The sequence below is a fragment of the Saccharopolyspora sp. NPDC000995 genome (assembly GCF_053599315.1).
Genome location: NZ_JBSFLZ010000066.1, coordinates 23,716 through 36,539, shown reverse-complemented (window position 1 = coordinate 36,539; position 12,824 = coordinate 23,716). Strand labels below are relative to the sequence as shown.

The 12,824-nt window shown below is 69.2% G+C and carries 13 protein-coding genes; 9 read left to right on the top strand and 4 right to left on the bottom strand.

Going from position 1 to position 12,824, the window contains the following annotated elements:
- Nucleotides 1–66: 66 nt before the first annotated feature.
- Nucleotides 67–393 (top strand): S1 family peptidase, encoded by a 327-nt coding sequence (locus tag ACWDKQ_RS21150; RefSeq protein ID WP_450140460.1) that lies wholly within the window; start codon nt 67–69, stop codon nt 391–393.
- 364 nt (nt 394–757) lie between these two features.
- On the opposite strand, the gene ACWDKQ_RS21145 is transcribed toward ACWDKQ_RS21150, so the two are convergent.
- The 3 genes from ACWDKQ_RS21145 to ACWDKQ_RS21135 form a co-directional block, all read right to left on the bottom strand.
- Nucleotides 758–1,390 (bottom strand): class I SAM-dependent methyltransferase, encoded by a 633-nt coding sequence (locus ACWDKQ_RS21145; protein ID WP_450140457.1) that lies wholly within the window; start codon nt 1,388–1,390, stop codon nt 758–760.
- Nucleotides 1,391–1,452: 62 nt separating this feature from the next.
- The gene (locus tag ACWDKQ_RS21140; RefSeq protein WP_450140456.1) at nt 1,453–1,713 is read right to left on the bottom strand and encodes an alpha/beta hydrolase; all 261 of its coding nucleotides are present in this window, start codon (nt 1,711–1,713) and stop codon (nt 1,453–1,455) included.
- 301 nt (nt 1,714–2,014) lie between these two features.
- Nucleotides 2,015–2,470 (bottom strand): helix-turn-helix transcriptional regulator, encoded by a 456-nt coding sequence (locus tag ACWDKQ_RS21135; protein ID WP_450140455.1) that lies wholly within the window; start codon nt 2,468–2,470, stop codon nt 2,015–2,017.
- A 295-nt stretch (nt 2,471–2,765) separates the two neighbouring features.
- Here ACWDKQ_RS21135 and ACWDKQ_RS21130 point away from each other — a divergent pair, with 295 nt between their 5' ends.
- The 8 genes from ACWDKQ_RS21130 (at nt 2,766) to ACWDKQ_RS21095 (ending at nt 11,973) form a co-directional block, all read left to right on the top strand.
- A complete protein-coding gene (locus ACWDKQ_RS21130; RefSeq protein WP_450140454.1) occupies nt 2,766–3,623 on the top strand; it encodes a hypothetical protein in 858 nt (285 codons plus the stop codon).
- Nucleotides 3,607–4,938, top strand: coding sequence for a hypothetical protein (locus ACWDKQ_RS21125; protein ID WP_450140453.1), 1,332 nt, complete (start codon nt 3,607–3,609; stop codon nt 4,936–4,938). Before ACWDKQ_RS21130 ends, ACWDKQ_RS21125 begins: the two co-directional genes overlap by 17 nt.
- The gene (locus ACWDKQ_RS21120) at nt 4,935–5,411 is read left to right on the top strand and encodes a hypothetical protein (RefSeq protein WP_450140452.1); all 477 of its coding nucleotides are present in this window, start codon (nt 4,935–4,937) and stop codon (nt 5,409–5,411) included. Before ACWDKQ_RS21125 ends, ACWDKQ_RS21120 begins: the two co-directional genes overlap by 4 nt.
- The gene (locus ACWDKQ_RS21115; protein ID WP_450140451.1) at nt 5,408–6,844 is read left to right on the top strand and encodes a hypothetical protein; all 1,437 of its coding nucleotides are present in this window, start codon (nt 5,408–5,410) and stop codon (nt 6,842–6,844) included. The genes ACWDKQ_RS21120 and ACWDKQ_RS21115 overlap by 4 nt, the downstream gene beginning before the upstream one ends.
- 30 nt (nt 6,845–6,874) lie before the next feature.
- Nucleotides 6,875–8,065 (top strand): hypothetical protein, encoded by a 1,191-nt coding sequence (locus ACWDKQ_RS21110; RefSeq protein WP_450140450.1) that lies wholly within the window; start codon nt 6,875–6,877, stop codon nt 8,063–8,065.
- A 629-nt stretch (nt 8,066–8,694) separates the two neighbouring features.
- On the top strand, nt 8,695–9,663 hold the full coding sequence (gene deoC, locus ACWDKQ_RS21105; RefSeq protein WP_450140449.1) for a deoxyribose-phosphate aldolase: 969 nt from the start codon (nt 8,695–8,697) through the stop codon (nt 9,661–9,663).
- Entirely contained in the window at nt 9,663–11,102 is a 1,440-nt protein-coding gene (locus tag ACWDKQ_RS21100; RefSeq protein ID WP_450140448.1) for an aldehyde dehydrogenase family protein, read from the top strand. The genes deoC and ACWDKQ_RS21100 overlap by 1 nt, the downstream gene beginning before the upstream one ends.
- Nucleotides 11,095–11,973: an aldehyde dehydrogenase family protein gene (locus tag ACWDKQ_RS21095; protein WP_450140447.1), complete on the top strand. Its 879-nt coding sequence runs from the start codon at nt 11,095–11,097 to the stop codon at nt 11,971–11,973. The genes ACWDKQ_RS21100 and ACWDKQ_RS21095 overlap by 8 nt, the downstream gene beginning before the upstream one ends.
- Nucleotides 11,974–12,056: 83 nt before the next feature.
- Here the strand turns inward: ACWDKQ_RS21095 and ACWDKQ_RS21090 are convergent, their stop codons facing one another.
- Entirely contained in the window at nt 12,057–12,635 is a 579-nt protein-coding gene (locus tag ACWDKQ_RS21090; RefSeq protein WP_450140446.1) for an SMI1/KNR4 family protein, read from the bottom strand.
- Nucleotides 12,636–12,824: the final 189 nt, after the last annotated feature.

Below are 12,824 nucleotides of genomic sequence, written 5' to 3'. Positions count from 1 at the left end.
TCCTCTTGGGATGCGTTGGAGTCGCAAACCCAAGCAGGATAAGGCCTTTGCCTTACCTCAGGCCGGATCTACCCACCCGACACGCTTGATGAAGGCCTAGTCGCCACGTGCGCGCACGCCGTCAGGAGTTTCGACGACATCACCGCGCAGTTCCCGCTGCTTGGATCCGATGAGTGCGCGGTCGAGGTGGTGGACCGGGACGACTCGACCGACATCGCGGTGCTTCGGTTGCTCGACCCACCTGACGGCGTCGTGCCCGTCCCGGTCCGGTTCGACACCGACGTGCTGGGGCACCGCTTTCGCGTGCCTGGTTTCACCTCGGCCGAACCCGAAGGCGTTTGGGTGGAGGGGAAACTCAGGACGAACGTGCTCACGCCGGACCAGATCAAGTAGGCGATGGCCAGCGGTCACCTGAAGATCGCCGGACAGGGCGAAGTGATCAACGGGCTGCCCACCATCGAACTACTCGGCGGCATCCCCCTCACCGGAGGGGTGCGGTTCTGGTTGAGCGAAGGGACTTACCTGCCGGTGCGGTACCAGCAGCAGAATTCCGATGGCGCGTGGAGCGCCCCCGGCCGACTTCACCTGGCTGCCGCCGACCGGGGAGAACCTGGCGCAGCTCAAGGCATCCGTCCCAGACGGATTCACGCAACTCCCGAGCCACCCCTGAGCCCGCAATTTCCCACGAATTGCCCATCACCCGGGTGAACGTCGATTTCTCGGCGAAATTGGCACGACTCCGGGGAACGCCGGGCGTTCACGTGGTGCGGGTGCGGGCGACGGGCTTGCGCCACAGCAGGGCATAGCGCCAGAAGAGGCGGCGGCGTATCTGGGCACCGGGGAGGATTTGTGCTGCCGCGACGTGGACTTCGTGCAGCGTTGTGGTGGGGTCCTGGACCGGCATACCCTCGTCGTGGGGTTTGCCCGCTCGGCCGCGCACGGCCAGGTATGTGCCGACCAGCGCGTTCGCGGGGATGTTGACCGCTTCCATCGCGAAGTCGGCCGCGGTCTCCGTCCGGTAGTGGCCGATGACCGCGAGGACGCCGCCGGGGCGGACCAGCGAGGCCAGCCGGGTCAGGGCGGGGCGCAGCGCCATGTGGTGCAGGCTCGACACCGCGGTGACCGCGTCGTAGCCCTCGGGGTACAAGTCCAGATCGGGATCCAGCACATCACCGCGCATCCATCGCACATTCATCGCGGACGTCCCAGCCGAAGCCCGGTCGATCAAGTCCGCCGAAACATCCACGGCATCAACGAAATCCGCTCGATCGACGAGCCGCCGCACCAACGCACCGGTCCCGCACCCAACGTCGAGCACCCGCGAACACCGCTCCGGAACCTGCCGCAACAACCACGGGTGGTAGTGGGCGTTGTGATCCCACACCAACACCCGAGGCAATCGAAGCCTGATCACACTCGCATGGTACCGATCATCTGGCTGGGCAGGTTTGCCTAAAACTGCCCAGTCTGTCCCCCACCGCTCGCGTTTCGGCCCGGGTGGACCGGGCGAACCGCCGGGCCGCCGCTGGAGGTCGTCGTGCCCGCCGGGGGTTGCATCGGGTAGACCGCTTCGCAGTGAGTGCCCGGGAGCGGTGTTTCCAGCGTTGTCAGGTACTTCTCCACGTGGTCCGCGAAGCAGTCGTTGCGGTAGTACTGACGGTGGCCGATGCCGTCGTGCTCCAGCAGGGCCGAGTTGTCGATCTCGTCCGCCACCGCGAGGTTCGTCTTCGTGCGGCCTCGGCCCGTTCCAGTCGATCGGCACCTCCACTGTGGTGCATTCGCCTGCCGGTCACCACAGGGTTCCCAGGTGAGACCGGCAAGATTCGCCAACTTGGGTCGCGCGTCGGCGAAGAACGAAAAGCACGAGTGCGGCCGCAGCCGCGACGAACAACGGACGCTTGAGCACAGGTTCTCTTCGCACGACCCGTTCAGCGGTCACCAGCCCTGGGGTGGCTGATCGCGCGAACGGGCGCATTCGGAGCGAATGCCTGATTGCAGCTCGGTTTTCGGATGCCTAGTCCGCGACGTAGAGCTCCAGATTATCAGAAAGCGCAGCCACCATCGCGGCGCGTGAACCAACGCCGAGCTTGATGAAAATTCGCCGCATGTGTGCGGAAACCGTGTAGAGGCTGATGTCCAGCACCGCCGCGATCGAACGGTTGGTGTAGCCGAGGCCGACCATCCGCGCGATCTCCCGCTCCCGCGGGCTGAGGACCTCCTCGACCTTCGGCACGACCGGCAGCAACAGGCAGCGCATGCCGAGCTCCGTCATGTCCAGCAACGGTTTTCGCCCCCTGGGCGATCCGTCGAGCTCGCCTACACGTCGCACCAATGCGCGCACCAGGTGCTGCACCAGTTCGTCCGAACCGAGGTCGTCGCGCCGCTCCGGCCCCTGCCAGGGCGGTTCCGGTTCGGGCGGCGGCCCTCGGTGGATTCGCGCAATTGACGCGGCAGTCGAATCATTCGGCATGTACCGGCCTCCCCAGTCCCGGCCGCGGACGGCGGATCGCGTCGCCTCACGACGGCCCGTTCCCCCTTCGCAGGCCGGTCACGGTCTTCGCCGCGACGCATACCAGCAAAGCCAACATCGACCGCCCGCGCATCGTCGATTCGAGTGACATCCAGGTTAACTAACGCGAACGGTGGGCACTTGAACGTGCGACTAGTACCCGAATGCTCGTTTGCTTTGGACTGTTCGCACGCACTCACCGACGGCCGGCTTCCGAAAATGCCGCCGGACGCGGTGCAGGACAGGAGGATCCGCCATGAGTCGCTACCGAGCCGTCGACGGCGAGCTGGAGGACGAGCTGGCCCGCGAGCTGGAGGACGAGTTCGAGTTCGAGGACGAGGACGAACTGGAGGACTTCGCCCAGGAGTTCGAGGACGAGCTGGAGTTCGAGGACGAATTCGAAGACGAGCTGGAGGGCCTGGTCCGCGAACTGGAGGACGAGCTGGAGCTGGAGTTCGAGGACGAGGACGAAGACGAAGACGAAGACGAGCTGGAGGCCGAGTTCGAGCAGCTGGTCCGCGAACTCGAAGCCGAGTTCGAGGACGAAGACGAAGACGAGTACTTCGCCGACCCGGTCCGCCGCGTCTACTCCGACGCCGAGACGATGGCCAAACTCGCCTTCGAGGCCGAGCGCGCCGAAACCGAAGCCGAGGTCGAAGGTTTCCTGGGGGCGCTGGCGCCGCTGGCGATGAGCCTGGCGCCGAAGGTCCTGCCATTGGCCAAGAAGTTCGCGCCGAAGATCATCAAAGGCGTCACCTCGATCGGCAAGAAGTTGTGGCGCAGCCCCACCACCCGAAAGATGGTGCGCCAAGTGCCCAAGATCGCCGGGCGCACGGTGCGGGACATCGGCCACCGGTACGCGAACGGGCAGAAGATCACCGGTCGGCACATCGCCCGCTCGCTGGCCGCACACACCGCCGATGCCATCGGAGGCGGCCGGGGCCGACGTCGTCGCCCGGCCAACCGCCGAGGACGCAGGCCCGCCAGGCCGGTCCGCCGGACGAACCGGGCGACCCAGGTCCGCCGGGCGCAGGCCGCCCGCTCGAGGACGGCCCGGGCCCGCGGCGCCGGCAAGGCCCGTAGTCGGGCGAAGGGCCGTGGCCGCCGTCGCTGAGCTGCGGTCGGCCCCGGCGCGCGCCCGGCCGACCCAGCGACTCGACCGCGGAACAGAACGGCTGCTGGCCGACTGGGTTCGCACGCAGGCGACCAACGTCGAACGGCACCTGGGCGCGCTGCGCCCGTTCAGCTGGGCGGAGTTCGGCGACCCGGCCACCGGGCCCAGCCGGGCGCACTTGGTGGCCGTCAACGAAACCATGTCCACCCTGCGAGAACCGCTGCACGAAGCCACCCGCGCGGTCCGTCGTGCGGCGGAAGCCGCCGCGACACATCCCGATCCGCGCCGGTTGCGGGCCCTGCTGGACGCGAAGTCCCGGTCGCAGCGCTGGGTGCGTGACACCGAGCGGCTGTGGGATTTCTACCTGGAACTGTTCAACCAGCGGCAGAGCACGTTCGCCCCGTGGCTGGTGGCGGCCGACCGCATCGCCCTGGACTGCTACCAGTACGCCTACCTGGGGATCGGGCGCTGGCGCTCGATCCCGACGCCGCCGCCTTTCTGCTACCTGGAACCCAGCCACGGCCCGGCGACGTCGCGGCGCGGCATCCCGCTGCAACGGCTGAGCAACCGGCTGAACCCGTTCCCGCTGATCCAGCTGCCCTTCCACCGGCTGGTCAACCCGTGGACGCTCGGTGCGGTGCTGCACGAGGTCAGCCACAACCTGCAGAACGACCTCGGGCTGGCCAAGGCGATCCCGATGCAGGTCGCGGCCAGGTTGACCGAGCTCGGGCTGCCGCCCGCGGTGGTGTCGATCTGGGTGCGCTGGAATCGGGAGACGTTCGCGGACCTCTCCGGCCTGCTGCTCGGCGGGCCGCTGGTCGTGGGCTCGCTGTTCGACGTGATCGCGCGGGACCGGCGGAAGACGATGAAGTTCCGGCGCGCGGCGGTGCATCCCGTGCCCTACCTGCGCGGGAAGCTGTCGATCGAGCTGCTCGCCCGGATGGGTTTCGCGGAGCGCGCCGGGCAGCACGCGGGGGCCTGGCGCGCGATGTACCCGCGGGCGGAGCTGCCCGGCGCGCCGCGGGCGCTGCTGGCGACCGCGGACCGGGCGATCCCGGCCGTGGTGAACGCGATGTGCTTCACCTCCTTCCCGTCGCTGGGAAACCGCAGCCTGTCGCGGGTTCTGCGGTTCGAGCCGAAGGAACAGCAGATGATCGAGGAAGCCGCGGGGCGATTAGCCGACGGCGTGTCACCCGGTGTAGTACCCGAGCGGTTCCTGATCGGCGCCGTCCGGCACGCGCTCGAACAGCGGATGGCACCGCCGAATCGATTGGTGCAGTTCTTCATGGAAGAGCTGGGGAGGCGAGCGCGATGACCCTGCGCGGCGAATTCCCCGCACTGGCGAGGGAACTCCGGCGGTTCGCGGCCGCGTGGCGGGCGCTGGAGGTCACCGTGGTCGAGGACCGCCCGACCGGCGAGAGCCCGGCGGTGTCGGACCGGCTCGCCGAGGTCGTCACCGACGGCACCGCCGACCTGCAACCGGCGCTGCGCGCGGTTCGAGACCGGGTCGACGCCGACGTCCTCCACACCACGGCGCTGGCGCTGCTGCGCATGCACCGGAGGCTGGACGACGAATTCCGCAGTCACCACGCGGCAACCGACCTCGCGCGAGCGGTGCAGGGGCGCGGACCGGAATGGCTCGGTTGGGCGCGCAGCATACGGTCCGGTGTGGACGGTTGTGTGTATTCGTTGCGCAGCACGGAGGACAGCATGCTGCGGTGTTGGTTCGAGGCAGCCGAACTCGCGGTGCGGTTCGGCATCAAGAGGAACTGCGAGGGCAGGCGATGAGCATCACCAACGACGGCCGGGTCAACGAAGATCGGGGCGCCGCGCTGCCGCCGGCCCAGGACATCGACAGCGCGTATCCGCTGGTCACCCGGCACGACCCGCCGTGCTGCGAGCGGCCCGGCGACATCGCGAACAAGGCGATCGGCGACGTGCTGGGCTGGAAGTGGCGCGACGGCGACACCAAGGGCTTCACCGCCGCGCTGACCGGGAGCTTCGAGCTCAAGCGCGTCGAGGGGCACACCGAGGCCAAGTGGACGCCACGCGGCTACGCGATCCAGGCCGACCTGGGTGCGGTCACCGGCGGGCAGGCGTCGCTGGCCGCGCGGGCGCGCAGCGCCATCAAGGACGCGACCGCGCTGCTCGACTCGCTGAAGCCACTGCGAGCAAGCTCGGATCCGGAGAACGGCGAGGGATTCCGCAGCCTGGTGCGCTACGAGCTGGAAGAGATCCGCAAGGAGCTGGAGAGCCCACTGCTGCGGGTCCCGCGCGTGGACCAGCTCTTCGTGCTGCTGCTCGGCAAACCGGGCTCCGCGGTGGACCCGGACCTGGTGCGCGGCCACCTCGGGGAGCTGCGCAACGAGTTCGGGCTGGTCGGCGGCCTGGTCAACACAATCGAAGAGGAGCGGATCCAGACCTCGTTCATCACGCTCGTCGACTGGGTGCTGTCGCTGTACCGCGGCTGGCTGGACGCCCGCGGCCGGATCGACCCGTTCGCGCAGCCCGAAACCGGGCAGGCACCGTTCTTCGGCCCCGCTGTCGTGGCGCTATCCCAGCTGCTCTCGGCCGCCGCAGTGCAGACCGAAGAGCTAGTCGCGGCGTTGAGCTCGGTGAGCATCCACCGCGGCGACCGCGAGGTGCTGCGCATCCCTGATCCGGACGGTGGCTCGATGTCGCTCGGCGGATTGCTGCGCTGGACGTACGACTTCGCCTGCTTCGAAGGCCGCAAGCTGATCGAAGTCGCGGGAAAGGACGGCGTGGACAGCGCGTTCCTGCAGGTCGCCAAGCGGTTGGAGCGGCTCGTCGGCAACCTCCCCAGGCGCTCCGACGACGACAAGCAGGACGTGCCGGGCAACTACCGGGCGACGTTGCCGCCGGGGTTCTTCAGCTCCCGGGTCCAGCGCGCGGTCGACGAGCTGCACGACCACCTGCAGGAGATCGTGCGGGTAGCCCGGCCGATCCGGCACGGCGCGAGGCCCGCCGACCCACCTGGACCGCCCCCGCCGCCGCCGGATTCCGGGCCGAAACCACCGGATCAGCCGCCGCCCGGACCCGCGCCCACCGATCCGCCGCCGGTGGCACCGAGCGCACCGGCCGTGGCGCCCGCGCCAGCAACCACCACGACGGCTGTCCCGATCTCAACGACCGATCCCGCGGCCAAGCGGAGCAGCCAGCGCAAGCGTCCCGAGCCCAAGCCCGCCCCGCGGCCGGAATAGCGGTCCGCCCGCGCCCCGCACGGAGGAATGATGGCCACCGAAAAGCAGTACCGGGAACTGTTCGACCGGGTCGCCGCGCTGCGCAGACAGGTCGCCGGCAACCTGTCGAACGAGCTGGGCAGCAATCCCCAGGTCGGCGAGGCGATCCTGAAGCAGATCGACGACATGCTCTTCGCCGTCGAAACCGAGGCCCAGAACGAGCCCCGCCCTGCCGACGGCGGCCTCGCACAGCTGGTCGGCCTCGGCGGCGAGTCGGCCGGGGACCTCGGGGCAACGCGCATGCCGCACGGCATCGAGACCTACGACGAAACGATCGCGTCCGAACGCATCCTCGCCGTCGGCGACCTCTACTACCTGTACCAGCACGAGAGGATCGGGTTCTTCCGCGTCGTGCAGAAGATGCAGGAGCTGTTCCAGCGCGGCACGATCCGGCTCTCCGACGGGCCGGGCGCGTTCGGGCTGTACCGGTTCGACCGGCGCGACGTGCTGCGCTACACCAAGCACGACCGGATCAGCGCCTACCGGCGGGTGCTCGGCTACGGGCGCGGGCTGGGCTCGGCGAACTCGCGGCCGAACACCGACTTCCACCGGTTGTTCGTCCAGTTCAACAATCAGGTCGCGCTGTTCTGGCGGGACAAGCGGATCTCCGACGTCATCCGGGAACGGGCGCACGACATGGCCTTCGGCAGCATGGCCGTGGTGCGGCGCAGCGGCCTGGACCTGCGCAACAACCTGAAGTTCACCTCCTACGGCCACCTGAACGTGCTGCGGGTGGAGGTCATGCAGCTGCTGGAGGAGTGCTTCCGGATCCTCGACGCCGAGGACGTCAAGGACCTCTTCGGCGCCGCGAACGCATGGGATGTGGTGGACGAGGTCCTGATCCGCTACTTCGACGAGAAGCTGGTCACCTCGCCGCGGCAGCGGATGGCGGTGACCGGCCGCAACGTCCTGCGCTGGTTGGCGGCGCCGCACATCCTGGAGACGACGCGCTCGGAGTTCGAGGCGCTGCTCCTGGAGATCGCGGAACCCGCGGAGGAGTGGATCACCTCGGCGCAGTCGCTGCGCCTGGCGGACCGAACGGGCTCCAAGCAGCTGCTCCCGTGGGACCGTCAACAGCCGACAGGCGTCGCGACGCCGTCCCGGGGCGACGACCGCCCACCTGCCCGCAGCCGCCAACCGGCCCTGGCCCGCCGAGCTCGCCTCAATGGCCACCACAGGTGACCGCCGGACCCCACGCCAGCCAAGACTCGTGAGCGCTTTTGGCCCCACAGCACCGGAAGCGCCCACGGCGTCCGCCTGCACCAACGTGCGCGATGGCGGCATGGTCTCGGCGTTGCGACCGGTCTGGAGCCGCAGGACCTCCTCAACCGCCGGTGCCACCAGATCCCGGTTCGCAGCAAAGTGCGCCGTACTGACCGCTCGTGAGCAGCAGCACGGGTGCCGATGCTGATGGCATGCGACGTCGTGGTGTAGATCCCGGTCTTCCTCGGCGATCCCGAGCAGTTCCCACAACACGGCGATTGGCGGCGTGACCGCGAGCGCTTCGACCACATCGACCGGCCGGGCCTCGGCGCGCGATGCTGGTCGATCTCACCGAGGAAAGGCGCGCAGCGCTGACGAAGATGCACCACAGGGCAGACCAGGCTGCCGCGGACCTCTTCGGCGACGCTCCCGCAACGGGGCTAGCAACCTTCCACCGCCTGCTCGACCACATAGGAGACCGCCTTCGCCTCAAGCGGCAACGACGTGCGAAGGCACCTGATCCGAAGTTCGGCACCCGACTTCACAACAGGTTGGCGTGATCACTCCAGTCTCAGCGGCGACGCGAGGTTGGCGCTTAGACTCCGGGCATGGCACAGTCGCCGCCCCTGTCCGAGCCAACCGTGTCCGAGTTCACCGATGCCGTCCGGGACGACCGGTCGTTGCGCCGGTTCCTGCACGGCCTACCCGGCGTCGACCAGGTCGGGTTGGAGCAGCGGGCCGCCGGCCTCGCGACGCGGAGCATCAAGAAGACCGCGAAGCGCTGGGCGATCGACACCGCGATCTCGGTGATTGACCTGACGACGCTGGAAGGCGCCGACACCGAGGGCAAGGTCCGCACGCTGTGCGCCAAAGCCCGTCACCCCGACCCGGAGCGGCCGGACACCCCGCAGGTCGCGGCCGTCTGCGTCTACTCCGACATGGCCGCCACCGCGGTCCGGGCCCTCGACGGCACCGACATCCAGGTCGCCTCGGTCGCGACGGCGTTCCCGTCCGGCCGCTCGGCGCTGGCGGTGAAGCTCGCCGACGTGGAGTACGCCGTGGCCGCGGGCGCCGACGAGATCGACATGGTGATCGACCGCGGCGCGTTCCTGGCCGGCCGGTACGGGCGGGTCTTCGAGGAGATCCAGGCCGTCAAGGCCGCCTGCGGCGACGCGCACCTGAAGGTCATCCTGGAGACCGGTGAGCTCGCCACCTACGACAACGTGCGCCGCGCCTGCTGGCTCGCACTGCTCGCGGGCGGGGACTTCATCAAGACTTCCACCGGCAAGGTCTCCCCGGCCGCGACCCTCCCGGTGACGCACCTGATGCTCCAGGCGGTCCGCGACTGGCGGGATTCCACCGGGCAGCTGCGTGGCGTCAAGCCCGCGGGCGGGATCCGCAACACCAAGGAGGCGATCCGCTACCTGGTGGCCGTGCAGGAGATCGCCGGCCCGGAGTGGTTGACCCCGAAACTGTTCCGATTCGGCGCGTCCAGCCTGCTGGGCGACCTGTTGATGCAGCGGCGCACCCAACTCGACGGCCACTACAGCGGCCCCGACTACGTGGCGGTGGACTGATGACCGATAGCCCGTGGGAGTACGCACCGGCGCCGGAGTCGCGGGACATCGCAAACCTAAAGCCCAGCTACCGGATGTTCGTCGACGGCAAGTTCGTCGACGGCGGCGGTGAGCCGCTGAAGAGCATCAACCCGGCCACCGAGGAACCGCTGGCCGAGGTCTCCAGCGCTTCGGAGTCCGATGTGGACGATGCGGTCCGGGCGGCACGGCGGGCTTTCGACGACACCTGGTCGACGATGCCAGGCAAGGAACGCGCGAAGTACCTGTTCCGCATCGCCCGGCTGATCCAGGAACGCGGCCGCGAGCTCGCGGTGCTGGAGTCGCTGAACAACGGCAAACCGATCAAGGAGTCGCGGGACGCCGACATCCCGACCGCCGCGGCGCACTTCTTCCACCACGCCGGCTGGGCCGACAAGCTCGGCTACGCTGGCTACGGGCCCGACCCGCGGCCGCTCGGCGTCGCCGGGCAGGTCATCCCGTGGAACTTCCCACTGCTCATGCTGGCCTGGAAGATCGCCCCGGCGCTGGCCTGCGGCAACACCGTGGTGCTCAAGCCCGCCGAGACGACGCCGCTGACCGCGCTGGTCTTCGCGGAAATCTGCCAGCAGGCCGGGCTGCCGCCGGGCGTGGTGAACATCCTGCCCGGCGCCGGTGACATCGGCGCCGCGCTGGTCGCGCACCCCGGCGTCGACAAGGTCGCGTTCACCGGCTCCACCGAGGTCGGCAAGCAGATCCAGCGCAGCGTCGCGGGTTCCGGCAAGAAGCTGACGCTGGAGCTCGGTGGCAAGGCCGCGAACATCGTCTTCGACGACTCCCCGCTCGACCAGGCTGTTGAGGGCATCGTGAACGGGATCTTCTTCAACCAGGGCCACGTCTGCTGCGCAGGCTCGCGGCTGCTGGTACAGGAGTCGATCGCCGACGAACTGCTCGAGAAGCTGCGGGTCCGGATCCAGACGCTGCGGGTCGGCGACCCGCTGGACAAGAACACCGACGTCGGCGCGATCAACTCCGCCGAGCAGCTGGCCAAGATCACCGAACTGGCCGCCAGCGGCGACGCCGAGGGCGCCCAGCGCTGGACCAGCCCGTGCCCGCTGCCGGAGAAGGGGTTCTTCTTCTCCCCCACGGTGTTCTCCGAGGTCCAGCAGTCGATGCGGATCGCCCGCGAGGAGATCTTCGGGCCGGTGCTCTCGGTGTTGACCTTCCGCACCCCAGCGGAGGCCATCGCCAAGGCCAACAACACCCCCTACGGGCTGTCGGCCGGGGTCTGGACCGAGAAGGGGTCCCGGATCCTGTGGGCGGCGCAGCGGCTACGTGCCGGTGTGGTGTGGGCGAACACCTTCAACCGGTTCGATCCGACCGCCCCGTTCGGCGGCTACCAGGAATCCGGCTTCGGCCGCGAAGGCGGACGCGCCGGTTTGGAGGCGTACCTCGATGTCTGACAACCGCATCCCGGAGCGGCTAGCCGTGGCCAAGACCTACAAGCTCTACATCGGTGGTTCGTTCCCGCGCTCCGAGTCGGGCCGCGTGTACCCGGTGCACGACCGGCAGGGCGCGTTCCTGGCCAACGCCGCGCAGGCGTCCCGCAAGGACGTCCGCGACGCGGTCGCCGCCGCTCGCAAGGCGTTCGGCGGCTGGTCCGGCGCGACGGCCTACAACCGCGGCCAGGTGCTCTTCCGGATCGCCGAGGTGATGGAAGGCCGGCGCGAGCAGTTCGCCGCCGAGATCTCCGCCGCGGAGGGCTTGCCCCGCAAGCAGGCGCGGTCCACTGTGGATGAGACGGTGGACCGGATGGTCTGGTACGCGGGCTGGACCGACAAGATCTCGATGGTGCTCGGCGCCGCGAATCCCGTTGCGGGGCCGTACTTCTCGTTCAGCGTCCCGGAGCCGACCGGCGTGGTGGGAGTGCTCGCGCCCCCGGACTCCTCGCTGCTCGGCCTGATCAGCGTGGTGGCCCCGGTGATCGCGGCCGGAAACACCTGCGTCGTGGTCGCCAGCACGGACCGACCGCTGCCCGCCGTGACCTTCGCCGAGGCGCTGGCGACCTCCGACGTGCCCGATGGCGTGGTCAACGTCCTGACCGGCCAGGCCGCCGAACTCGCCCCCTGGCTAGCCTCCCACGCCGACGTCAACGCCCTGGATCCGACTGGCGCGACGGAAGAGCTGCGCGCCGAGCTCGCCAAGACTGCAGCGGACACGGTCAAGCGCGTGCTGCCGGTGCGCGGCGAAGCGGACTGGACCCGGGAGCCGGACCTCCAGCGCCTGCGTGCCTTCACCGAGGTCAAAACGGTCTGGCACCCAGTCGGCACCTGACCCTCGCGCGGTCCGCACACGCACACCCAGGTTCCGATCCGCAGGTCGGACGATCGTCCGCCCTGTCGCCGGGTTGAGTCGAATCAGCGGATCTGCCAGTCGAGGCGGCCGTCCTCGGTCACCGTCGGGTAACTGTGGCCGGCCGGGACTCCCTCGGTCAGGGCCCGGTGGACGTCGGCGAGCATCGACGTGACGCCCTTCCACTCCGGCCTCAGCACCTGGGCCGTCTCCTGCTCCCACTCCAGCACGCAGCCCTCCAGCGGTCCCGGCCGCAGGTCCACCACGAGCTCGTCCGCGAAACCGTCACCGGCGATCGGAATCCACGATGGGTGGAAGCTGGAGCCCGGCGAGCCCGCGTAGTAGTCGCAGGCCGGCCGCTCCCACTGCGCCGTCCAGTTCTCGCGGTGATCGCGCCAGGACTGGAGGGCCTGCGCCGCGCTGTATGGCGTGTAGAAGGGCGGCAGGACGTCGGCCAGCACGTTGGTGTCGGTGCCACCGCAGCACGTCCACAGCTCGCGCAGTTCGACGGGCAACTCGACGGCGAACTCCGCCTCCAACTCGGCGAGGTCGGGCGGCTCGGGGGGACGCAGGGCGGCTGCGGTAACCGGGGCGTGCTCCGTTAGCCAGAGCACGATCTTCGTCCACAGCTCCGTGACATCCATTCCGATCATGATCGTCGGGAACGCGCCAGGCCGGTACCGCCAACCGTGACTCCACCGCCGGGTGCGGACCGCCACTACGCCGAAAGGCCCAACTCGGCTTGGGCCACAGCTGCACACGCAAGTGGCGATCGTTACGAACTGCTCCGTCGAACGTTGCTTTCGAGAGGCTCGATACGGTGACAGCCGGAC

What these genes read in the sequence shown, in the direction of transcription:
- ACWDKQ_RS21135 (WP_450140455.1), bottom strand. Translation starts at nt 2,470, where the DNA reads ATGCCGAATGATTCGACTGCCGCGTCAATTGCGCGAATCCACCGAGGG.
- ACWDKQ_RS21130 (WP_450140454.1), top strand. Translation starts at nt 2,766, where the DNA reads ATGAGTCGCTACCGAGCCGTCGACGGCGAGCTGGAGGACGAGCTGGCC.
- ACWDKQ_RS21120 (WP_450140452.1), top strand. Translation starts at nt 4,935, where the DNA reads ATGACCCTGCGCGGCGAATTCCCCGCACTGGCGAGGGAACTCCGGCGG.
- ACWDKQ_RS21115 (WP_450140451.1), top strand. Translation starts at nt 5,408, where the DNA reads ATGAGCATCACCAACGACGGCCGGGTCAACGAAGATCGGGGCGCCGCG.
- ACWDKQ_RS21110 (WP_450140450.1), top strand. Translation starts at nt 6,875, where the DNA reads ATGGCCACCGAAAAGCAGTACCGGGAACTGTTCGACCGGGTCGCCGCG.
- deoC (WP_450140449.1), top strand. Translation starts at nt 8,695, where the DNA reads ATGGCACAGTCGCCGCCCCTGTCCGAGCCAACCGTGTCCGAGTTCACC.
- ACWDKQ_RS21100 (WP_450140448.1), top strand. Translation starts at nt 9,663, where the DNA reads ATGACCGATAGCCCGTGGGAGTACGCACCGGCGCCGGAGTCGCGGGAC.
- ACWDKQ_RS21095 (WP_450140447.1), top strand. Translation starts at nt 11,095, where the DNA reads ATGTCTGACAACCGCATCCCGGAGCGGCTAGCCGTGGCCAAGACCTAC.
- ACWDKQ_RS21090 (WP_450140446.1), bottom strand. Translation starts at nt 12,635, where the DNA reads ATGGATGTCACGGAGCTGTGGACGAAGATCGTGCTCTGGCTAACGGAG.